Consider the following 22900-nt stretch of genomic DNA (forward strand, 5'->3'; position numbering starts at 1 on the left):
AACACAAAAAAAGAAAGCGCCCTGTATGGGGGCGCTTTCCAATGGTTCCTGTAACCGCTGAAATTACTGCTTCAGGGCGTCGGCGCCGGCGACAATCTCGCTCAGCTCTTTGGTGATCGCAGCCTGACGTGCGCGGTTGTAGCTGATGTTCAGCACCCGGATCAGCTCCTTGGCGTTCTCGGTTGCCGAATCCATGGCAGCCATTCGGGCAGCCTGCTCGGCGGCGTTGGACTCAAGCATCACTCTCCAGACCTGGGTATTGAGATGCTTGGGCACCAGCTCGTCGATGATGGCTTCCGGCGAAGGCTCGTACAGATACTCGCTGCCTGCGGCCTCTTCCGTTCCCTCTTCAGGAGCGATAGGCAGAAGCTGCTCTGTTCTGAGATTCGGAGCGAGCACTGACTTGAACTCGTTATAAACCAGAATGACCTTGTCGGCCTCACCTTTCAGGTACATCTGCGAGGCGAGCTCGGCAATCTCTTTTGCCGAAGAGAAGTCGAGATTCTGGAAAACACCGGGATAGGCCTTGGTGACATTGTAGCCTCTCTTGCGGAAAAAGTCACTGCCTTTGGTTCCCGCGCAGATCATGGTCACCGCACCTTTGGCGTGCTGCGCTGCGTAATCCTCATGAATGACCCTCTGAGCGAGCTTCATGATATTGGCGTTGAAGCCACCGCAAAGACCTCGGTCGGAGGTAACCAGCACCACCAGCACCTTGTTCACCTCTTCGCGAGGCGAGAGCAGCGGGTTGAGCGAGGTGTCGACCTTGGTCGAAAGGGAGGCGAGCATCTCTTTCAGCTTCCCGGCATACGGACGGGCCTGAATCGCCCTGTCCTGGGCCCTTCTCAGCTTGGCGGCCGCAACCATCTTCATGGCCTTGGTCACCTGCTGGGTGGATTTGATACCCTTGAGCCGTATGCGTATATCCTTTAACGTTGGCATGTATTCCGAAACATTGTTGGTATTGCCGAATAACTTGCAAACGCCCCTGAGTTTTCAGGGGCGCTCACTCACTTGTGCTGCCTTCAGGCCTTGTGCTTCTCTTTGAATGCGGCGACATACTTCTGCGCCACATCTGTCAGCTTGGAGGCCATATCGGACTCAAGCTTGCCGGTTTCGGCAATCGACGAGAGAAGGTCGGGATGCTTCTGCTCCAGCATCTCGAGGAAGCTCTCCTCAAACTGGCGGACATATTTGATGTCAACCGTATCGAGCAGACCCTGGGTACCAACGAAAATAATGGCAACCTGCTTCTCAACCGCCATTGGAATATACTGGCCCTGTTTCAGGATTTCGACCAGGCGAGCACCACGGTCGAGCTGAGCTTTGGTGGCCTTGTCGAGGTCAGAACCGAACTTGGAGAAGGCTTCAAGTTCACGGAACTGCGCCAGGTCAAGCCTGAGCGTACCGGCAACTTTTTTCATCGCCTTGATCTGAGCGGCACCACCCACACGGGAAACCGAAATACCGACGTTGATAGCAGGACGCTGACCAGCGTTGAACAGGTTCGACTCAAGGAAGATCTGACCGTCGGTAATCGAAATCACGTTGGTCGGAATGTAAGCCGAAACGTCACCAGCCTGGGTTTCGATGACCGGAAGCGCCGTAAGGCTGCCACCGCCCTTCACCATCGGCTTCAACGGCTCGGGAAGGTCGTTCATCTGCCTGGCCACTTCGATATCGTCGGTGATCTTTGCAGCGCGTTCGAGAAGGCGCGAGTGCAGGTAGAACACGTCACCGGGGTATGCTTCGCGTCCCGGCGGACGGCGGAGAAGCAGGGAAAGCTGGCGGTATGCCACAGCCTGCTTGGAAAGGTCATCATAAATAACCAGAGCGTGACGGCCGGTATCACGGAAAAATTCGCCGATGGTCGCGCCGGCGAACGGAGCGATGAACTGCAGCGGAGCCGGGTCGGAAGCCGTAGCCGAAACGACCGTGGTGTATTCCATAGCACCGTGCTTCTCAAGGGTGTTAACAACCTGAGCAACGGTCGAGCCTTTCAGGCCGATAGCCACATAAATACACTGTACGCCCTTGCCTTTCTGGTTAATGATGGTGTCGAGCGCGACAGCGGTTTTACCCGTCTGGCGGTCGCCGATGATCAGCTCACGCTGGCCGCGGCCGATCGGAATCATGGCATCGATAGCTTTCAGACCGGTCTGAAGCGGCTCGTGCACCGATTTACGGAAGATAACACCGGGAGCCCTGCGCTCAAGCGGCAGGCGGATTTCGGTGTTGATCGGGCCTTTACCGTCGATCGGCTCGCCAAGCGGGTTGACTACCCTGCCGAGCATTGCTTCACCGACCGGGATGGAAGCGAGAATGTTGGTACGCTTGACGGTATCGCCTTCCTTTACCGAACTCGCCTTGCTGAACATCACAGCACCGACGTTGTCTTCTTCGAGGTTCAGGGCCATGCCCATGACATCATTGGGGAATTCGAGGAGCTCACCGGCGGCGACATTCGACAAACCGTAAATACGGGCGATACCGTCACCGACCTGCAGAACGGTTCCTACATCATATACATCCGCTTCCGACTCGAAACCTGCGAGCTGCTTGCGGAGTATGGAAGACACCTCATCGGGTCTGACTGCTGTTGACATATGGAATTCGATAGGTTATTGTTAAGAAAAGAAAAAGATTCTCCGTACCTTCTCTTGAATCTGGCTACGGCCCGTTACCCTCCAAAAAATAAAAGCCAAATTTAATGAAAAGCTTCCAGTTATTCAAATGCACAAGACAATTTGGATAAGAGACTTTTCCGGAGCAACCCGTCGCCGTACCGTTTCAGCAATCATGCCCCCTATCACGCTATGAAAACCGTCACTGGATTTGCGTCGGCAACAGTAGGAAATGTTGCCTGCGGTTTTGACGTCCTCGGTTTTGCCATTACCGAACCCGGTGATGAAGTTATCCTGACGCTTCATGACGAACCCCGGAGCGGCAGCCCTGTCACGATCACCTCGATTTCGGGGGACGGAGGCGCCTTGCCGCTCGACCCGAAAAAGAACACGTCGAGCTTCGTCGTGCTCAAGTTTCTCGAATATATCCGTTCGACCAAGGGCATCGACTTCAAGGGGCATATTGACCTGGAACTGAAAAAGCATCTGCCGCTCTCAAGCGGCATGGGCAGCAGTGCGGCCAGTGCCGCAGCGGCGCTCGTTGCGGCCAACGAACTGCTCGGTTCGCCCTGTTCCAAGATGGAGCTGGTACATTTCGCCATCGAAGGCGAGCGCGTCGCGTGCGGCTCGGCCCATGCCGATAATGCCGCGCCGGCCATGCTGGGCAATTTTATCCTGATCCGCAGCTATCATCCGCTCGACCTGATCACCATCAGGCCACCCAAAGACCTGTTCTGCACGCTCGTACATCCGCACACCGAAGTAAAAACCTCGTTCGCCCGCTCCGTGCTGCCAAAATCGATTCCGCTTTCCATGGCTATTCAGCAGTGGGGCAATGTTGGCGCACTGGTCTCCGGACTGCTGATGGAGGATTACGACCTGATCGGCCGCGCGCTGGTGGATGTGGTCGCCGAACCGAAGCGCGCACCGCTCATTCCCGGCTTCAACGAGGTCAAACAGGCCGCGCTCGACGCCGGAGCTTTGGGATGCAGCATCGCCGGATCCGGCCCGTCAGTCTTCGCATTCTCCTCATCCCGCGCGACAGCCGAAACGGTCGGCGCGGCCATGCAGGAAACCTTCAAACTCTCGAAAGCCGAGCTGGATTCCGACATGTGGGTCTCGCCCGTGTGCAGCCAGGGCGCACGCGTCATCAGCTCAACTCTTTGAAACGCATCACGATATGATTTTCTACAGCACCACGAAAGCTTCCGCTCCCGTCACGATGAAAAAAGCTACCCTCGAAGGCCTCGCGCCCGATGGGGGGTTGTACGTGCCATCCGAAATGCCGCGCTTCTCCGCCGAGGAGATTTCGCTGCTGGAGAGCGGCTCGTTCACCAATATCGCCTTTGCCATCGCCAAGAAGTTCGTAGGTGATGAAATTCCGCTCGACCGCCTCTCGGCGCTGATCGACGACTGCTTCACCTTCGAAACGCCTCTGCACGAACTCGATGCCGATACCTTTGTCGAAGAACTGTTCCACGGCCCGACGCTCGCGTTCAAGGATTATGGCGCACGCTTCCTGGCAAGGATGACCGGCTTTTACGCCGCCGAAGAGAGCCGGATGATCACCGTGCTGGTGGCCACCTCCGGCGACACCGGCAGCGCGGTAGCTTACGGCTTCCACGGCATTCCCAACACCCGGGTGGTGCTGCTCTACCCGTCGGGCAAGGTGAGCCATTTGCAGGAGCAGCAGCTCACCACGGCGGGCGACAACGTCCATGCTCTCGAAGTCAAGGGCGATTTCGATGACTGCCAGCGCCTGGTCAAGCAGGCCTTCGTCGATCAGTCGCTTCGGCAGAAGCTGACGCTGACCTCGGCCAACTCCATCAACATCTCGCGCCTCATTCCGCAGTCGTTCTACTACGCCTGGGCTGCCCTGCAACTCCGCCAGCACCAATCGAATGCGCTGCCGACCTTCTCGGTGCCGAGCGGCAACTACGGCAACCTGACCGCCGGCGTGATGGCGAAAATGATGGGCTTCCCGATCGGCGGATTCATCGCGGCCTCGAACGCCAACGACAGCGTCACACGCTATCTCGACGAGGGACGCTTCGAACCGCGGCCGACCATCAAGACCCTGACCACGGCGATGGACGTCGGCAACCCGAGCAACTTCGCCCGCCTGCTGCACTTCTACGAAGGCGACTTCCGCAAAATGGGTGTTGACATTGCAGGCATCGCAGTCTCGGACGCTGAAACCGTTGAAACGATCCGTGCTGTACATGATCGATACGGCTACATCATGGATCCCCATACCGCCGTCGGATATCGGGCGCTCGAACACTTCCGCGATACCCGCTCAGGTGCCGGGAAACCGGCGGTCGTGCTCTCCACGGCGCATCCGGTCAAGTTCGACGAAGCGATCAGGACGGCCACCGGCAAGGAGGTGCCGATCCCGGAATCGATGCACGACATCATGAACAAGCCGAAACAGGCTACGCTGATCGGTAACAGATACGAAGATCTTGCCGGATTCCTTGGCAATCTCGACCGGTAAGCAACCAGACCCCGACAGAACCCATGAATCTCCAGACGATTCTCTTTTTCCTGGTGATCATCCCGGTCATGTTCTTCGGGATGCTCTTTGCGCTCATCCTGAACCTGTTCGATCCGACCGGTGACCGGTTTCATACCATGGCCGCCTGGTGGGGACGCTTTGCCGCAAAGCTGCTCGGCATTACCGTCACGGTGGAGGGAGAGGAGAACTACAACCCCGACAAGAACTACCTGGTCGTCAGCAACCATGCCGGCATGGCCGACATTCCACTGATTCTTGGGGCGATAAAACTCAATCTGAGGTTTGTAGCCAAGGAGGAGCTTGGCAAGGTGCCGATATTCGGCCATGCGCTGAAATCGGGCGGCTATGTTTTCATCAAGCGTGGCCAGAACCGGGAGGCGCTGCAAAGCATGCTGAAAGCGGCCGACACGCTCAAAGCCGGGCGTTCGATTCACATCTTCCCCGAAGGCACGCGCTCCAAAACAGGCGACATCCTGCCCTTCAAGCGGGGTGCATTCATCATTGCCGAGAAAGCGAAAGTGCCCGTGCTGCCCGTAACCATTGTCGGCAGCAACCTCATCACTCCGAAAAAGAGCCTGAAAATCAACCACGGCACGGTGCGCATGATCATTAGCAAACCGATCGATCCCGACCAGCACGCCAAAGCCGAAGAGTTGATGAAGGAGAGTTACAGAATCATCAGCGGCAATCTGGAGCAAGTGAACAACGCCGCGTAAGAGTTGAACCTGTAGCGGCAAGTTCGCAAACCACCGCTACAGCTCACCGAGGGCGACCGGGCGGCCACCCATTGCTAAACGTTATCCCAACTGCTTGTAGAGATTGACCATCTCGATAGCCCCAAGCGCTGCATCAAAGCCTTTGTTGCCAGCCTTGGTGCCAGCCCTCTCGATTGCCTGCTCCAGATTCTCGGTGGTCAGCACGCCGAACGTAATCGGAATCATCGTTTCCAGTCCGACCTGCGCGATCCCTTTGGTCGCTTCGGCGGCAATCACATCGAAGTGCGGAGTCGAACCGCGGATGATCACGCCGAGGGTAATCATGGCGTCGAACTTGCCGGACATGGCAGCCTTACGGGTCACCGACGGCAGCTCGAACGCGCCGGGACAGCGGATAACCGTGATGTTGTCAGCCGATCCGCCGTGGCGCACGATGCAGTCGATTGCCCCTTCCACCAGCTTCTGGCCGATGAAATCGTTGAAACGCGAAACAACCAGCCCGAACCTGATGCCCTGGGCGGTCAGCGTACCTTCGATATTCTGTACCTGCATAATTGTGTCGTTGTTTGATTTGTAATTCCGATTATGAACAGATGAGGTGGTATGGACAAAATTTGCCCCCATTCCTTATCAATTGTCAGGCGTATCCCATCATTGATTCAACAAGCTCGACGATGACGTGGCCTATGGCGATGTGGCACTCCTGCGTCCGATCTGCGCTTCCTGTGTGCGGAACAACCACGGCAAGATCGGCATGTGGGCGGATCGTGCCACCATCACCTCCGAGCAGGGCAAGGGTTTTCAACCCAAGCTTGCGCGCCGTTTGCAGCGCCTTCAGCACATTGGGGCTGTTGCCGCTGGTCGAGAGGCCGAGCAGCAGATCGCCCGGACGTCCGTAAGCCTCGGTCAGACGCGAGAACACCTCATCGAACCCGAGATCGTTCGCACCCGCCGTCAGGGCCGAGGTGTCGGTCGAAAGCGCGATAGCTGGCAGCGCTGGCCGGTTCACCGAGCTGCGATAACGGATGGTCAGCTCGGCAGCCAGATGCTGCGCATCGGCAGCGCTTCCGCCGTTGCCGCACAGAAGCACCTTACCTCCATTCCGGAAGGTCTCGGCAATCATCGTGGCCATCGCCGCGATCACGTCGCTGTCGCGCCGGGCGACCGTCTCCTTGAGTCGGGCGCTGTAAAGCATCCGCTCGAGCACCAGCTCTTCGTAACGTCCGGAACCGCAGCTTCCCTCCGAACAGTTGCACTGCCTTGTCATGGCGTAACTGCTTTGTTGAAAATTTCTTGCAATATAAAAAAAACTCCGCCTTGCAAGCACAGGGCGGAGTTTTGAAAGCGAAATCGGGAAGGCGCTTAGTGGTACTTGGCGCTCTCTTCCTTGACGAACTCGACGAGGCACTTCAGGTTTGCCGGATCGACGTCGGGCAGAATGCCGTGGCCGAGGTTGAAAACGTGGCCTGAGCAATCGGTGTGCTGACCGAACTGCTTGAGAATCTTTGCAGCTTCCGATTTGATCTTCTCCGGAGTGCCGTAGAGCACCGTCGGGTCCATGTTGCCCTGGAGGCAGACGCGGTCGTTGAGCTCTTTGCGGGCCTTCGCGATATCGATGTTCCAGCCGAGGCCAACTGCATCGGCACCGGTGTCGGCGACGTCGGAAAGGATGGTGTTCATGTCTTTGGCGAAGACGATCACTGGAACTTCCGGATATGCAGCCTTCACGGCAGCGACATTCTGCTTGATGTACGGCAGAGCGAACTCGCGGTAGTCATCCTCGGAGAGCGCGCTTGCCCAGGAGTCAAAAATCTGGATAGCGTCGGCGCCGGCTTCGACCTGCTTGATGAGGTAGTTGCTGATGCAGGTGGTGATCTTCTGGAGAAGCTGGTGGGCCATCTGCGGCTCACGGTACATCATCTTCTTGGCGTTGGCGTAGTTCTTCGAACCGCCGCCTTCGACGGCATAGGTGAAGAGCGTCCATGCAGCGCCCGAGAAGCCGATGAGCGGCACGCGGTCGTTCAGCTCCTTCTTGGTGAGGCGGATCGCGTCGAACACGTAGCCGAGCTTCTCCTCGACGTCGGGATCGATCAGCTTGTCGATGTCGGCCTGCGAGCGGATCTCTGGAGTCAGCTTGATGCCTTTGGACTCGATGATCTGCACATCCATGCCCATCGCTTCGTTCACCACAAGGATGTCGGAGAAGATGATCGCCGCATCCACGCCCATCAGATCGACCGGCTGAATGGTGACTTCACAAGCCAGTTCAGGCGTTTTGCAGAGGGTCAGGAAGTCGGTTTTTTCCCTGACTGCACGGTATTCCGGCAGGTAACGACCAGCCTGGCGCATTACCCAGATGGGAGTACGAGGGGTCGACTGCCTCTTCAACGCCCTGAGAAAAAGATCATTTTTGAGCATGGAGTGCGATGATTAGTGATGTTGTGAAAAGAGCTGCCCCTCGGGCCGGACGGTGCCGGAAACCTTGCGGACATTGATAAATCAGGTGCAAAAGTACACTTTTTCAGCCATTTATTAAAACAGACAGGCGCCCTTAATAAGGCGCCTGCGAGGCCCGATGGCTCAGGCCGTAACGATATGCCGCTTGATGCCGAGCTGCCGTTCAGAGTATCCTAGTGCCAGGCCCACCATTTCGGAGAGATGATAGACCGGAATGGAGCCCTTGAGGCCATTCTGCTTGAGCGCCTTGGCCTGATAGCCGTCGAGCACGGTGTGGCAGAGCGGGCAGGGCGTGACGATGAAATCGGCCTTCTGCTCCATAGCCTCTCCCAGCGCCTCGGCAGCCACGTTGAGTGACTCCTCCTCGGCAACCAGCAGGGTGTGGAAACCGCAGCAGCGGTTTTTGTGGTCGTAAGGAATCGACTTGCCGCCAAGTGCTTCGAGCAAAAGATCGAGCGAGGTCGGTTCGAGCGGATTGTCCTTGCCGAGCACGGTAGAAGGACGGAGAATATGACAGCCGTAGAACGGTGCAATCCGGAAATTCGAGAGCGGCTTTGTGACCTTTTTGCGGATGACATCGAGACCGACATCGTCGATGAGCACCCACAGCAGGTGGCGCACATCGGAGGTGCCGCGATACTCGAGCCCTTCCTCTTTGAGAATTTCGTTGACCTCTGCCCTCAGCTCGGCAGACTCATCGAGCTTTTTCTTGGCGGTTCTGATGGTCATCAGGCAGGTATTGCAGGAGACGATCAGGTCGAGGCCCTGCTTTTCGGCGAGAGCGATATTGCGGGCGTTGACCAGCGCGAACTGCTTGGGGCTCACGTAGTCGAGGTTGCTGCCGCCGCAGCAGACGCTTTCGTGCAACTTGACCATCTCTATGCCAAGATCATGCTGCCAGAGATCAATCGAACGATCGACCTCGCGGGTCATCGCTTCGTTGATGCAGCTCTGATAGTAGGCGTAACGCTTCATACTGCTATTCTCCGGATTTTTTTTGGTGATCCTTCGCCACATGGCTGGCCATCTCCTTCATCTCCTTGCGAAGGGACTGAATGCCTTTTGAGGCTTTGACCAACGGCGGCGGCGGCGGGGTGCGTCGCTTGAGTATCATCTTGAAGGCCATCGGCAGCAGGTTCTTGAGCGTCCAGGCGATACCGTTGGTGCGGATCGGAAGGGTGGCTTCAACCAGCTTGCCCTTCTTCTCGATGTCATCCATGAAGGCTTCGGCATGACGGGCACCACTGGTATCCTTGGTACCGCGGCGTTCGATAGCGTCCTCCCTGATGCCGTGAATGGCATCCATGATGGGGATGTTCTTGACGCAGGTCTCCTGGCAGCGATAGCAGTGGGTGCAGTCCCAAACACCGTGATCCTTGACAAGCCCGGCAAGCCGCTGTTCGTGAATGCCATCACGGGTGTCGGCGTTCATGCGATATGATTTGAGCAACACGACCGGGGAGACGTACTCCTTGTTGGCACGCAGAATGGTGCACTCCGAAACGCACGAAGCGCACAGAATGCAGTCGGTGGCCTTGTCGTAAGCCGAGAACTCCTCTTCGGAGATCAGGAACTCCTTCTGGCCCCACTGCTCCTCAGGCATTTTGGAGTCCACCCAGTTCGAGTGCTGCTTCATCTTGCCGACCAGCGGATCCATCTCCACGACCAGATCCTTGATCAGCGGAAGGTTCCTGAGCGGCTCGATAGTGATGACGCCGGGCTCACGGGCCTTGTCAAGCTCATCCCACACCTGAGTGGTGCAGGCCAGCTTGGAAATACGGTTGATCCTCATGGAACAGGAACCGCAGATACCGGCCTGGCAGAACGCCCTGAAAGTCAGCGTCGAATCGACATGCTCCTTGATATAGTTGAGAGCCCTGAGCACGGTAATACCTTTTTCGAGCTTGATCGTGTAGTCATCGAAATAGGGCTTGCTATCCACCTGAGGGTTGAACCGGTGCACCCTGAAGGTGACGTCCCGACTCTCCTCATGATGCTGTATCGTAGAATCGCTCATTGAATATCCTTCGGTTAATAGGTTCGTTCCTGAAGCTCGTACTTGCCCATCGTGACCTCCTTGAATCCGATCTTCGGATGACCGCCTTCAAGAGTGTAGGTAGTGTGCTTGTGCCACTTTTCGTCGTCACGCGTCGGGAAGTCGGTCCTGGTATGCGAACCGCGGCTCTCCTCTCGTACGAGAGCGCCGGCGGCCACTGTATCGGCCAGATCGAGCATATTCTTCAGTTCAAGCACCTGAACCAGGTTGGTGTTGTAGATGTCACCCGTATCGAACACCCTGACGTGCTGGAAGCGCTCCTTGAGGCTGTCGATCTCCTCGATTCCTTTCTTGATCTTCTCCTCCACGCGGAAGATGCCGACGTTCTGGGCAAGCGTCTGACCAAGCTCTTCGCGGAGTGTGCCGTAGCGTTCGTAGTGGCCCTTGGGCTGCATGTAGCTTCTGAGCTCCTGCTCCTTCTCGTTCACCTCGGTCTGCGTAATGGTCGCGGGGTTGAAGTTGCGGGCCTCCTCGGCAGCCGTGCGTCCGGCGATGCGACCGAAAACGAGGATGTCAAGCAGCGAGTTGCCGCCGAGACGGTTGGCGCCGTGCACCGAAACGCAGCCGCACTCACCGGCGGCGTACACGCCCTCCATGACGGTGCGTCCCTGGTTGTCGGTATCGATGCCGCCCATCGAGTAGTGAGCCGTCGGTCGAATCGGAATCGGCTCGTCGATCGGATCGACGCCCTCGAAGTACATGCACATCTCGCGAATCTGCGGCAGGCGCGACTTGATGAGGTCGGCGCCGAGATGGCGGAGATCGAGATGCATGTATTTACCGGCTGGGCTGTCGAAGCCACGGCCTTCGAGAATTTCAGTTTCAATGGAACGGGAGACCAAGTCACGCGGGCCAAGCTCCATTTTGGAGGGAGCGTAACGCGACATGAAGCGCTCGCCGTCGATGTTCACCAGATAACCGCCCTCGCCGCGTGCACCCTCGGTCACGAGCAGGCCGCTCTTGCGCAGGCCGGTCGGGTGGAACTGCACGAACTCCATATCCTTGAGCGGAATGCCCGCGCGGTAGGCGATCGCCTGTCCGTCGCCGGAATTACCCGCCGCGTTGCTGGAACGGTTCCAGTACATCTTGGCGTAGCCGCCGGTCGCAAAAATGACCGTGCGTGCTGGGAAAGCCTCGACCTTGCCGGTCTTCATGTTCATGGCGATCAGGCCGCGCGAACGGCTGCCGTCATGGACGAGATCGAGCGCGAAATACTCGTTGAAGAAAAACACGCCTTTGCGCAGGCACTGTTCGTACAGGGTCTGCAGAATGGTGTGGCCCGTCTTGTCGGCACAGTAGCAGCAGCGCGGACGGCCGGCACCGCCGAACGGACGCTGGGCGATGGTCTTGTCGTCGAGCCTTGACCACGGCGTACCCATGTTTTCGAGCTCACGGATGATCTTGGGAGCCTCGGAGCAGAGCACCTCGACGGCGTCCTGGTCGGCCAGATAGTCGCTACCCTTGATGGTATCGAAAATATGCATCTCGACGCTGTCGTCCTTGGCTGTGTTGGCCAGGGCCGCATTGGCGCCACCCTGGGCGGCCGAGGTATGCGAACGGTTCGGATAGACCTTCGAAAGCACGGCGATATTGAGACCCGGATTGGTCTTCATGGCCTCCATAGCCGCGTAAAGGCCGGCACCGCCACCGCCGACGATGACGATATCAAATGGTTTCATAGACAATCGGAATTCCTTGCACGCCCGCCTCGGGCAGGCATGCTGGTTGGAAAAAGGGCTCGCCGTCCCCGCCTTTTGGCGACGCGGGACGAGTCAGCGAAAGGCAGCGTTACAGGGCGATATGATCGTCGTGCACCGGAAGCTCCTCGACGGCATGCAGCACATCAGCCATGTTGAGCACACCGATCACCTTGTTGTTGTCCATGATGGTGAGCCGCCTGACATTGGTGCGCTTCATCAGACGCAGAGCATATTTGATTCTCATGCTCGGATTGACGCTGATGATGGGTTTGCTCATGATCTGGAAGACCGGAGTATTCCATGGATCGCGATGCACATCTTCACCGGGGTCGATCACTTTTTCGAGAATATCCTTTTCGGTCACGATGCCGTAGCAGTCATCTTCATTGCGCGGCAGAACAATAAGTCCGCTCTCACCGGTCTTTTTCATGAGCTGCAAAGCTTCAGCCACGGTGGAGCTGCCCTTGATGGTGTGGAAATCCTTCTGCATAAGGGCGGAAACCGGAAGGGTCCGTAAGGTGATGAGCTGATCCATGTCGATATTCTCTCGTTTGAAAAAGACGGGCTGTGTCCCGTTACATATTGCTTGAAACTGATCGCGCAGAAGCTACGAAAGTGTGTTCTGACGCAGGGTAGGCATGCTTCGGCAGAGAAAGCCCAAAAAAGCACTATCCTGTAATATAATGGAATGAGATATGAAATAAAAATCAAGGCGACGGAGAAAAGCTCAGGCGATGCCGTGCGCTTTTTTGTAGGCAGCCCAGTTAGCTTTCAGGTCGATGAAGGCCTCGACATCGGGCTGAAGCAGGAACGGATTGCTCTTTTTTTCCTCGCCGATCGTCGAAGAGGGACGGGTGCCGTAGTCATGTCCGGGGAAAACACGGAACTGTTCGGGCAGCGCCATCACCCGGTCGTGCAATGAGTGATACTCCTGCCTGGAATCTTCGTCGCTCCAGGTACCGCCGACCTTACCGACAAAGAGCGTGTCGCCCGTGAAAAGCGCATCTCCGGCCTGAATACAGATGGAGTCCGGCGTATGGCCGGGCGTGTGAAGAATGGAAATCGAGCTGTTGCCGAGAGGAAACACCGCGCCGTGCTGAACGGCGATACCGGTGAGCGGGCAACGGTCTCCGTAAAGAAGCACCCGGAGCCTGGTCAGGCGCTCGAACGCTTCGTTACCGTTGGTGTGATCGCTGTGGCCGTGCGTCGCAAAGGCATAGCCGAGACACCAGCCCTTGCGGGTAGCGGTCTCGGCTACAACGTCGGGGGAAAAAGAGGGGTCAACGGCAAAGGCCGCTCCCGTCGCCTCATCGGCGCAAAGATAACCGAAGTTACGATCCCCTCCGGTTCTGATCTGTTCGACCAGCACTCCCATGGCGGCGCTCCTCAGGCGGTCTTTTCGACGTTCATGAGGAAAGCTCTGGCCGGAAAGTTCGGCTCGACGGCGACCGGCTTGCTCTCAAGCTCCTCCATGATCGAGACGGCTTTATCGTCCTCAAGGATGGCGAAGCAGAGCGAAGAGTAGGCTCCGATCGACTCGTCAGCGGGCCACCAGGACTGGCTCTCGAAATCCGAGGGCTGGCAGTTGCAGCCCCGGATTGAGATATTGCTGAACATATTGACCCGGTGCTTTTTGAAGAGTTCCCGCACCAGAGGGCGGGTCTCTTCGTGGCCCATGACCGCAAGCAATTTCATGGCGTGTACTCCACTTATTTGTTTCGTTTTTCAATCATGTAGTAGACCAGCGGCACCACCACGAGCGTCAGCACCGTGGAGAGCACGCCACCCCAGATCATCGAGATGGCCAGACCCTGGAAAATCGGGTCGAAGAGCATCACGATCGAACCGGTGACCACCGCACCCGAGGTGAGGATGATCGGACGGGTACGCACGGCGGCAGACTCGATAATCGACTGTTTGAGCCCAATGCCCTGATCCAGACGGATTTCGATAAAGTCGATCAGCAGCACGGCGTTACGCACCATGATACCAGCCAGCGCGATCATACCGATCATACTGGTCGCCGTGAAGAAGGCATGATGAATGAAGTGACCGGGAATGATACCCACCAGACTCAACGGGATCGAAATCATCATGATGAGCGGCGTCTTGAACGACTGGAACCAGCCGACAATCAAGAGGTAGATCACAACCAGCACAACAGCGAAAGCAGTACCGAGATCGCGGAACACCTCGAAGGTGATCTGCCACTCACCGTCCCACTTCATCGAGAGATTCTGCTCCGAGGTCGGCGGTGCCGTGTAGAGCGGGCTGATCTTGTAGCCGCCCGGCATTTCGAGCGCCTCGATCTTCTTGTCCATTTCAAGCATTGCATACACCGGGCTTTCGGTCACGCCGGCCACGTCAGCCGTCACGTACACAACCCTGCGCAGATCTTTGCGATAGATGCTCTTGTCCTGAACCTTTTTGACCACCTTGACCAGTTCGGACAGCGGCACCATCTCACCAGCGCGGCGGCGCGTGGTAAGCGTACCCATGCCCTGCGACTGGACGAAAATGTTCGACAGATCCTTGAGCGAAGTACGGTCGGCCTTCGGCAGGCGCACCTGAATAGTGACCTGTTCGAGGTCTTTCTGATGGTGCAGCACACCGGCATCCATGCCGGCGATGGACATGCGGAGCGTGTAGGCGATCTGCTCCGGAGTCACGCCGTATGCAGCAGCCTTCTCCTTGTTGACCACGAGGTTATAGACCTCCTGGTCATCCTCGACGAGCCAGTCAACGTCAACCACGCCCGGAGTCTCGGAGAAGATCTCCTTGACCTTTTTGGCAAGCTCGATCTGCTGCGCCTCGGTCGGGCCGTAGATTTCAGCCACGATGGTCGAAAGAACCGGAGGGCCCGGCGGAATTTCGACGATCTTGGCGTTGCCGTTGTAGCGCTTGGCGATCTCCTGAACACCGTCCCTGACGCGCTTGGCAATGTCGTGGCTCTGCGCGCTGCGCTCGCCTTTGTGCACCAGGTTCACCTGAATATCAGCCATGTTCGGGCCTTTGCGCAGGTAGTAGTGACGCACCAAGCCGTTGAAGTTGATCGGCGCATTGACGCCGGCATAGTACTGGTAGCTCTCGACCTCCGGAACCGTTTTGAGGTAGTCAGAAATCTCCTTGGCAACCTGCGTGGTCTTTTCGAGCGCAGTGCCTTCGGGCATATCGAGAATCACCTGGAACTCGTTCTTGTTATCGAACGGCAGCATCTTCAGCTCGACCGCTTTCATCGGAATGAGGGCAATCGCGCCGACAAGCATCAGGCCGACGATACCGAAAGCCATCCAGCGTTTGAAGGCGCTGTCGATCATCGGCGAAAGGATGCCGTTGAAGAACTTGTAGTAGCCGGTCTTCTTGATGTCATACTCTTCGTGGCCATCGTCGTCAGCCTTGAGCAGCCTGTAGGAGAGCCACGGGGTGACGATCAGCGCGACCATCAGAGAAAAGATCATGGCCAGCGAAGCGCCGATCGGCATCGGGCTCATGTACGGGCCCATCAGGCCGGAAACGAACACCATCGGCAACACGGCTGCGATCACCGTGAAGGTGGCCAGAATGGTCGGGTTACCCACCTCACTCACAGCCGCGATAGCAGCTTCGAGTTTCGGCATCTTCTTCATAGAGAAGTGGCGGTGGATGTTCTCGGCGATGATAATCGAGTCATCGACCACAATACCCGTCACGAAGATGAGCGCGAAGAGCGTCACCCTGTTGAGCGAGTAATCGAAGAGATAATAAACAAGCAGCGTCAGCGCGAAGGTAATCGGCACCGACATGAAGTTGACCAGCGCACCCCTCCAGCCGAGGAAAAAGGCTACGATAACGGTCACAGCCACGATTGCGATGCTGAGGTGCTCGAGCAGGGTGAAGACCTTTTCGGTCGCGGTCTCACCGTAGTTACGGGTCTGGGTCACCGTGATATCGGCAGGCACAAGGGCGCCTTTCAGATCCTCGACCTTGGCAAGCACCTGGTCGGCCAGCACGGTAGCGTCTGCGCCTTTGCGCTTGGCGACGGTCAGGGTCACGGCAGGGAACTCACCCTCGCGGCCTTCATGGTCGGCTGCGCCCCAGCCGAAGAAGCTGTAGTTGTTCACCTCTTCAGGGCCATCGATGACCTGAGCCACATCACGCAGATAGACCGGCGAACCGCCGTACAGACCGACAACAATGTTGCCAACATCTTCGGCACTCTCGAAGAACTGACCGCTTCTGACGATCACCTCTTTATTGAGGTTCTCGAGGTTGCCGGAGGTCATCTGGCTGTTGGAGGTCTGGAGCTGTTTGACAATCTGGAAAGCGCTCACGTTGCGAGCGGCAAGCTTGTCTTTATCAAGCAGGACGCGGATCTGGCGTTTCAGGCCACCCTTGACCTCGACGTCGCCGATGTCCTTGATCTGCTTGAGCTGGTCACCAACATCGACGGCCGCCTTGCGAAGCTCGTATGGCGTAGCGTCCTTGCCCCAGAAAGTGAGGGCGAGCACCGGCACGTCATCGATGGAGACCTTCTTCATGAGAGGCATCTGGACGCCCTGCGGCATTTTGTCCATGTTCTTCATGAGCGTGGCCCAGAGCTTCACCATGCTGGCCTCGGCATCCTCGCCCACCTTGTAGCGGACGGTTACAAGCGCGAAGTCCTGCATGGAGGTCGAATAGACGTAATCGACACCGGGAATCTCGGTGAGCGTGCGCTCGACCGGCTTGGCAACCCGATCCTCGACCTCAGCAGGAGCTGCACCGGGGAACGGAATGTAGATATCCACCATCGGAACCACGATCTGCGGTTCCTCCTCTCGGGGGGTCATGAAGGTGGCCAGAAGGCCGACCAGCAGAGCCGCCACCATAATCAGCGGCGTAATCTTTGAATTGATAAACTGTTTTGCCAGTTTACCGGCAATACCCTCATTCATTTGACTGAACCTCCTCTGCTGCAGCCTGATTCTGTTTTACAAAAACACCTCCCTCAAGTTCGGGATCGTACGATCCCACGATCTGCGAGTCTCTTTCGAGACCGGCAAGCACGATCACGTCGGAACCGACCGTGTGGCCGGTGCTGACCCAGCGGGCTTCGACCCGTCCATCGACGTTGACGGCAAGCACGCCGACAAGCGCACCCTGGCGGAACAGGGCCGTCTGAGGCACGACGATATACTCGACGCCACCTTCGTTCAGAACCCTGACCGGCGCGACTGCGGAGGCCGGCACCTTCTTGGCGTCATGGGCAGCCTTGTGCGGAGCGGAGCCCTCATGGCCGTGACATCCGGTCAGAAGCACCGGAACAGCAAGAGCCATAAGGAGCACTAACTGTATGGATACCTTTTTTATCATGATATGGTTGACTTCGGTTAACAAGCAGATTGATCCGACTCCTTAGTTGCCGCCGGTATAATAGTCATACTCGCTCTTGGCGATGCAGTAGTCGTATCGGGCCTGGTTCAGACGCATCTTCGCCCAGGTGTATGCGCCTTCACGCATCAGGAGTTCGAAGGTCATCGCCATGCCGCTTTTGTACTGCTTGCCGATGAAGTCGAAGCTTACCTTTGCAGCATCGAGCGACTGGCTCACAACGGCAATCCGCTCACGCGAAGTTACCAGCGTACGACGCGCCATGTCGAGATCGAGATCGCTCTTCTCCTTGGCAGCCTCATAATTGTAACGGGCTTCGAGTGCCTGAGCCTTGGTTTCCTGAATCTTGCCGCGGGTGGCCATGCCGTCGAAGATCTGCCACTGCACATTCAGGCCAACCGTCCAGCTCGACCCGTCAGTTCCAAGGAAGGAGCTGTCGTGCCAGTTCTGCTGGGCAAAGGCGTTGACCCTTGGCAGGTTCTTGGCGCGCTCCATGTCGTGCTGGTAATCGGTCACCTCTTCGAAGGCCTTGAGCGCCTTGAGGTCACTGCGGCCTTCCGTGCTGGCCGTCTTGACCGAAGCCGGGATTTTCGCGTCAACCGACAGGCTGCCGACCGGCACGATAGCGTCATCTTTGCCGAGCGCAAGCATCATGCGCAGAGAGTCTTCAGCATTCTTGATTCCATCCAGAATCTGGAGCTTCTGATCCTGCATCTCGGCAAGCCGTACCTGCGTGGAGAGCTTGTCGGACTTGTTCATCACCCCTGCGTTGTACCCACGGGCCGCCTCGTCGCTGTAAACCTTCATGATGCGAATCGACTGCTCCAGGTCGGCCAGGTTCTTCTTTGCCAGCAGGAGGCCGTAAAAAGCCTTTTTGACGTTCAGCTCGATGGTCTCCTCGGCGCGATCCACCATGAACCCCTGCGCCTTGCGGGCACTCTTGGCCATCGAACCGCCGATGAAGGCGTCACGATTGTAGATCGGCTGCATGATCTGGAGGCTGGTGTGGAAGTCGGTGATCGCCGCAGGATGGTTCAGCTTGTCCAGCGCGAAGTCACCAAAATCTGGAGGCGCGTTGTTCGGAAAATTGTAGTAAGCAATCTCCTGCTGGAGCTTGCCCACAAGCACCGCACCGGGATCGTTGGAGTGCAGGAGGGTTTCGGAAAGCGTTACCTTCGGCAGATAGGCCTGGCGGCTCTGCACGATGCGTGCATCGGCCTGGTCGATCTTGGCGCGCTGCGCCTTGAGCATGGTGTTCCGCTCACGCGCCATCTTCAGCGCATCATCGAGCGAGAGCCTCATGGTTGCAGCATCAGCCTGCCCGAAGGCGGCCATACCGGCCACGAGCAGGGCGATGAACCTTCTGGTTACCTTCTTGGTCATCTATTTTTTCGATATAAGTTTGAGAATTTTTTCCACGCTTCCCGAATCCTGCCTGCTCAGGCAGTTCTGGAGGTTTCTGTTCAGAACAAGAGAGTAGGTGTTGTCGAGCGCGGCTTTGGCAGCCTGAAACTGGGTCACCACCTTCTGGCAATCCTCTTCGCCCTCGAGCATCCTGATCAGACCGTGAATCTGACCATTCACCTTCTTAAGTCTTACGATCACATCGTCCATTCGGCATTCATCGCTCATCGTCCGTCCCCTTTCCTGTATGTGCAGGAAACCGTTTAACGGCCACCTCCGAATCCGCGTCATTCCTGCAACTGCCGGGATTATGACACATTTTCAGGGCGCCACAAAGCTTACCTATACCCCGTTAGGGTATTGAAAGTAAGAAAAAACAATCCTTTGTGCAACAGCGATTGTTTCCGGAAACAATCGCAATCCGCCAAAGCATCAAGAATCAAAATCAAGAGACGGGGCGGAACTGAACAAAAAAAAAGAGCGCCCGGGACGCGGACGCTCTCGAAACAGATTGGCTCTGAACAGCTTCAGGCCGTTCCGCCGGAAGCGTTCAGTTCGGCTGTGGTGCAGCACAGATCGCTCTGCACCTGGCAGAGCATACTTTCGGTAGCCTGCTGCATGATGTTCGACATGATCGCTTCAGTCGTGAACTTGAGAATAGCTTCCGGCATCAGGTTGAGCGGAAAGGAGAGTTCGAAGTCCAGCGTGATGTCGGTTTCAAAGTGCACCTCGGTACGCTGGTTGTCCAGATGGTACAGGCAGATTCTGGTGTTAGCCCGCCCCACAAAAGTGTTTTTGCTGTCCAGCGGTATCTCGGGAATCTTAGCTGCATTGACCCATCTGATGCATCGACCTCCAACAGCCTCGCTGCGCGCTGCCTCCTCTTCCGGAGACGCCGGTGCAATGGAGGTGTCTTTGAGATGCTCTTCGTCCTGCGTGACGAAGAAAACTGCTGTAATGGGATTGTCGCGCGGATCGTTCACCTGAAAAATCCACTGATAGACGCCATGCTCCTTCAAATAGGTGACCCCGGTACAGTAGGGATTGCATTTGAGAATTTTTACATGATCCGAAAAATATACCACCGAATCATTCAGGTGCGACTCTATGACCGCTTTGGCCTTGCTTCTTCCTATAACTTCCATATCGACTGCAACACTTGGTACTTGAGTGCGCCGCTAAAAAAGTCCCGACGGCAGCCGGGATCATGACGCGTTTTCAACAGCGCGAAGAAAGATTCTTTTCACAATTTTTTCAATGAACGCCCCCCCAAATCACAGAGTTCCCTCCGCCTGCTACCATCCCGGAAGAGAACAGAAAAGGCCTTCGCCGGTAAAAGCCTGTTGCAATACAGGTTTTTTCTTATTTTCATCACACATGGCGTTGCAAGCAAGTGGCGTCCACTGCTTCAACAACCGTCTCCATAACAACGCGATAATCATCACCCAATGGCTGACGCATTCAACTATACAACCATTTTTGCTCCGCTCGGCTTCTTTCTCGGCGGCATCGTTCTGGTGCTTCTGCTCAACCGGTTCATCGGCAAATCGCAGAACAAAAAGGCTAACTGAAAAGCAACGAAAGCCTGGCCGATCAGCCGACCGACCTCTTCATAGTGCGCCAAGAGCAGCCACGCATAACCGGCTGGAATATACCTGCTGAGAGCATGACCAGTTAACACGTTTTTTACGCACCCGCGCTTGCGCAACCGGTTAAAATATATTAGCTTTATTTCATTATCACGAAAGCCTGCCTTTGTGCGGAGAATTTCTCTTATGTGCTTTCTAACAACTCAAAACATATACGCATCATGTCAAACGGAACTAACATCGATGTCGCGGGTGCAATCAACACCCTCACCGAAACCTTCGGCAAGCTTTTCCAGATGCAGGTTGATGTTGCCAACAACAGCCTCAAAGCTCTTGCTGAAGTCGCCGAGCCCCTCGGCAAGACCGCTACCGATCTGGTTGCCAGCTTCGCTAACGTTGCTACCCAGGTTCTGCAGAACGTCTCTTCGGCTGTAGCCCCGAAAAAATAAGGGAACTTCCCTGATTGCAAGCACCTTATGCCTCCGCGTAAGGTGCTTTTTTTTTAGGGTTTCGTTTCAATCCACCTCGCTTCATGAACGCCCTGGACTCCATCCGCCAACTCTATCCCGTCAGCGAGCGCGCAAGCCTCGGTATACGCCGTCTCAAAGGAGATGCCTCGACAAGGAGCTATTTTCGCGTGACAGCACCGCACGGCACGGCCATTGCTTGCATCGATCCGGCATTCATCAACGCCGCTCCTGACACCTACCCATTCCTCATCGTCCGCGAGCTGCTTGCAACGCATGGCGTACGGGTACCCGAGGTGTACGGAATGTCCGGCGGAACCGGCTCGCTATTGCTCGAAGATTGCGGTGACCTGATGCTTCAGGACGAGATTCCGCAGCTCGATCGTGAGCAGCTCTCCGCACGCTACCGGCAGATCATCGACCTGCTCGTCAAGATCCAGTCGATCCGACCTGATGAAAAAGCACTGGAATCAGCGATTCCCTTTTCGCTCAGTTTCGATCATGAGAAGTTGATGTTTGAATTCGACTTCTTTATCGAACACGCCCTGAAGGACTATTTTGCAGGAAGGCTCGGCGAATCTGCAATCGGACGGCTTCGCGAGGAATTTCTCGCCATCACGGATCTGCTGGTGCTGCCGGAGCATTTCGTGCTCAACCACCGTGACTTCCATTGCCGCAACATCATGCTTTTCCGGAACGAGCCGGTGATCATCGACTTTCAGGATGCCCGTATGGGACTACCGCAATACGATGCGGTATCGCTTTTGCGCGACTCCTATGTGCGGCTGGATGCCAACCTCGTGGAAGAGTTGAAACGCTACCACTTCGAGCAGCTCCGCCAGCATGGCCTGACGACGATGAGCGAGGAGGAGTACCGGCGTTTGTTCGACCTGATGGCATTTCAACGCAACGTCAAGGCGGTCGGCACCTTCTGCTACCAAACCTCCGTGGTCGGCAACTCCTCGTTCGAGGCCGACATCGCACCGACGCTGGGCTACCTGCGCGACTACATCGAAGCACGCCCGGAGCTTGCAACCGCAGGCGAGCTGCTTGAACCACTCATTTCCCGCTGACCATGAACGCCTTCGTCCTGGCCGCCGGATTCGGCACCCGCCTGCAGCCGCTGACCGATACCCTACCCAAGCCGCTCATTCCGGTGCTGAACGTGCCAAGCCTCTGCTACTCTCTGTTCCTGCTGAAAAGAGCTGGTATCAGCAAAGCGATCATCAACATTCACCACCATCAGGAGAGCATCCGCCGCTTTTTCGACGAGCACGACTTCGGCGGTCTCGAAATTGTACTGTCCGAAGAGCCGACCATCCTCGGCACCGGTGGCGGCCTGAAGAAGTGCGAAGCGCTGCTCGGCGATGAGGAGTTCCTGCTCATCAACAGCGATATTATTAGCGACATCGACCTGCGCTCGCTCATCGACACGCACCGGCGATCGGACACAGGTGGCACGCTGGCCCTGTATGAAACTCCGCTGGCAGCAGAGATCGGCCACATCGGCGTCAAAGATGGCCGTGTGCTCGATTTCCGCAACCGGCGTGGCACTGGGCTTGACTCTTCCTTCATCTACACCGGTACGGCGATATTGAGCCCTGCCATTTTCCAGCATCTGGAGAGCGGCTACTCAGGCATCGTCGAAACCGGATTTAATGGGCTCGTGGAAAACGAAGGTCTCGCCTTTTACGAGCACAAGGGGTTGTGGCAGGACATCGGTACGTTGCCGAACTTTTACCGCGCGAACCTTGACGATAATTTGCGTATCCTTCAACTTGCGGCAGAAATGAAACAGCAGATCGGCTTTTTCCCCCATCGGATCTCGCCTGAAGCCTCGATCAGCCCGGATGCAACGGTCATCGATTCGGTGATCGGCGCGAACTGCTCCATCGCGAAGGGCGCGGTCGTGGAGCACTCGGTACTGCTGCCCGGCACGATAATCGGCCCGGATGAAGCTGTCAGAAATTCAATTGCCGCACCACCGAACGTGCGCATTCCGCTCTGAACCTCTCATTTC

General features: G+C 56.7%; 23 protein-coding genes. 7 read left to right on the forward strand and 16 right to left on the reverse strand.

All coding sequences use genetic code 11. From position 1 onward, the window contains the following. Positions 1-63 precede the first annotated feature (63 nt). Both CPAR_RS09695 and atpA read right to left on the reverse strand, forming a co-directional pair. On the reverse strand, positions 64-942 hold the full coding sequence (locus CPAR_RS09695; protein WP_012503133.1) for a F0F1 ATP synthase subunit gamma: 879 nt from the start codon (positions 940-942) through the stop codon (positions 64-66). Positions 943-1025: 83 nt separating this feature from the next. Then, positions 1026-2606 (reverse strand): F0F1 ATP synthase subunit alpha, encoded by a 1581-nt coding sequence (atpA, locus tag CPAR_RS09700; RefSeq protein WP_012503134.1) that lies wholly within the window; start codon positions 2604-2606, stop codon positions 1026-1028. Positions 2607-2816: 210 nt separating this feature from the next. On the opposite strand from atpA, the gene CPAR_RS09705 reads away from it, so the two are divergent. Genes CPAR_RS09705 through CPAR_RS09715 form a run of 3 tightly spaced genes read left to right on the forward strand, consistent with a single transcriptional unit; the run spans position 2817 to position 5858 of the window. Next, positions 2817-3791, forward strand: a complete 975-nt coding sequence (locus CPAR_RS09705; RefSeq protein ID WP_012503135.1) for a homoserine kinase — start codon at positions 2817-2819, stop codon at positions 3789-3791. A gap of 13 nt (positions 3792-3804) precedes the next feature. After that, complete coding sequence (thrC, locus tag CPAR_RS09710) at positions 3805-5121, forward strand: threonine synthase (protein ID WP_012503136.1); 1317 nt, start codon at positions 3805-3807, stop codon at positions 5119-5121. Between the two features lie 23 nt (positions 5122-5144). Then, positions 5145-5858, forward strand: coding sequence for a lysophospholipid acyltransferase family protein (locus CPAR_RS09715; protein WP_012503137.1), 714 nt, complete (start codon positions 5145-5147; stop codon positions 5856-5858). Positions 5859-5939: 81 nt separating this feature from the next. Here CPAR_RS09715 and ribH read toward each other — a convergent pair whose 3' ends face one another. From ribH to CPAR_RS09785, 14 genes are all read right to left on the reverse strand, one after another. After that, a complete protein-coding gene (gene ribH / locus CPAR_RS09720; RefSeq protein WP_012503138.1) occupies positions 5940-6410 on the reverse strand; it encodes a 6,7-dimethyl-8-ribityllumazine synthase in 471 nt (156 codons plus the stop codon). A gap of 85 nt (positions 6411-6495) precedes the next feature. Further along, positions 6496-7125: a D-sedoheptulose-7-phosphate isomerase gene (locus CPAR_RS09725; protein WP_012503139.1), complete on the reverse strand. Its 630-nt coding sequence runs from the start codon at positions 7123-7125 to the stop codon at positions 6496-6498. A 95-nt stretch (positions 7126-7220) separates the two neighbouring features. After that, positions 7221-8276: a uroporphyrinogen decarboxylase gene (hemE, locus tag CPAR_RS09730; protein WP_012503140.1), complete on the reverse strand. Its 1056-nt coding sequence runs from the start codon at positions 8274-8276 to the stop codon at positions 7221-7223. A gap of 162 nt (positions 8277-8438) precedes the next feature. Beyond that, positions 8439-9290 (reverse strand): CoB--CoM heterodisulfide reductase iron-sulfur subunit B family protein, encoded by an 852-nt coding sequence (locus tag CPAR_RS09735; protein WP_012503141.1) that lies wholly within the window; start codon positions 9288-9290, stop codon positions 8439-8441. A gap of 4 nt (positions 9291-9294) precedes the next feature. Continuing rightward, on the reverse strand, positions 9295-10332 hold the full coding sequence (locus CPAR_RS09740; RefSeq protein WP_012503142.1) for a succinate dehydrogenase/fumarate reductase iron-sulfur subunit: 1038 nt from the start codon (positions 10330-10332) through the stop codon (positions 9295-9297). Between the two features lie 14 nt (positions 10333-10346). Further along, positions 10347-12050 (reverse strand): FAD-dependent oxidoreductase, encoded by a 1704-nt coding sequence (locus CPAR_RS09745; RefSeq protein ID WP_012503143.1) that lies wholly within the window; start codon positions 12048-12050, stop codon positions 10347-10349. A 109-nt stretch (positions 12051-12159) separates the two neighbouring features. Continuing rightward, positions 12160-12606, reverse strand: coding sequence for a CBS domain-containing protein (locus tag CPAR_RS09750; RefSeq protein ID WP_012503144.1), 447 nt, complete (start codon positions 12604-12606; stop codon positions 12160-12162). Between the two features lie 192 nt (positions 12607-12798). Continuing rightward, positions 12799-13446 carry a hydroxyacylglutathione hydrolase family protein gene (locus CPAR_RS09755; protein ID WP_012503145.1) on the reverse strand — a complete coding sequence of 216 codons (648 nt, stop codon included), beginning with the start codon at positions 13444-13446 and terminating at the stop codon, positions 12799-12801. 11 nt (positions 13447-13457) lie between these two features. Continuing rightward, on the reverse strand, positions 13458-13766 hold the full coding sequence (locus CPAR_RS09760; protein WP_012503146.1) for a hypothetical protein: 309 nt from the start codon (positions 13764-13766) through the stop codon (positions 13458-13460). Between the two features lie 14 nt (positions 13767-13780). Further along, a complete protein-coding gene (locus tag CPAR_RS09765) occupies positions 13781-16984 on the reverse strand; it encodes an efflux RND transporter permease subunit (RefSeq protein WP_012503147.1) in 3204 nt (1067 codons plus the stop codon). Continuing rightward, positions 16977-17366 (reverse strand): efflux RND transporter periplasmic adaptor subunit, encoded by a 390-nt coding sequence (locus CPAR_RS09770; RefSeq protein ID WP_049755868.1) that lies wholly within the window; start codon positions 17364-17366, stop codon positions 16977-16979. The genes CPAR_RS09765 and CPAR_RS09770 overlap by 8 nt, the downstream gene beginning before the upstream one ends. A 78-nt stretch (positions 17367-17444) precedes the next feature. Further along, positions 17445-18803, reverse strand: coding sequence for a TolC family protein (locus CPAR_RS09775; protein WP_012503149.1), 1359 nt, complete (start codon positions 18801-18803; stop codon positions 17445-17447). After that, the gene (locus tag CPAR_RS09780; RefSeq protein WP_156773425.1) at positions 18804-19052 is read right to left on the reverse strand and encodes a metal-sensitive transcriptional regulator; all 249 of its coding nucleotides are present in this window, start codon (positions 19050-19052) and stop codon (positions 18804-18806) included. Positions 19053-19351: 299 nt separating this feature from the next. After that, positions 19352-19969, reverse strand: coding sequence for a DUF1997 domain-containing protein (locus tag CPAR_RS09785; RefSeq protein WP_012503151.1), 618 nt, complete (start codon positions 19967-19969; stop codon positions 19352-19354). Positions 19970-20272: 303 nt separating this feature from the next. Here CPAR_RS09785 and CPAR_RS11350 point away from each other — a divergent pair, with 303 nt between their 5' ends. From CPAR_RS11350 to CPAR_RS09800, 4 genes are all read left to right on the forward strand, one after another. Continuing rightward, entirely contained in the window at positions 20273-20395 is a 123-nt protein-coding gene (locus tag CPAR_RS11350) for a hypothetical protein (RefSeq protein WP_012503152.1), read from the forward strand. A gap of 239 nt (positions 20396-20634) precedes the next feature. Then, complete coding sequence (gene csmB, locus CPAR_RS09790) at positions 20635-20862, forward strand: chlorosome envelope protein CsmB (protein ID WP_012503153.1); 228 nt, start codon at positions 20635-20637, stop codon at positions 20860-20862. An 83-nt stretch (positions 20863-20945) separates the two neighbouring features. Further along, on the forward strand, positions 20946-21953 hold the full coding sequence (locus CPAR_RS09795) for an aminoglycoside phosphotransferase family protein (protein WP_012503154.1): 1008 nt from the start codon (positions 20946-20948) through the stop codon (positions 21951-21953). A gap of 2 nt (positions 21954-21955) precedes the next feature. Then, on the forward strand, positions 21956-22888 hold the full coding sequence (locus CPAR_RS09800) for a sugar phosphate nucleotidyltransferase (protein WP_012503155.1): 933 nt from the start codon (positions 21956-21958) through the stop codon (positions 22886-22888). Positions 22889-22900: the final 12 nt, after the last annotated feature.

The organism is Chlorobaculum parvum NCIB 8327, assembly GCF_000020505.1.
Classification (GTDB): domain Bacteria; phylum Bacteroidota; class Chlorobiia; order Chlorobiales; family Chlorobiaceae; genus Chlorobaculum; species Chlorobaculum parvum_A.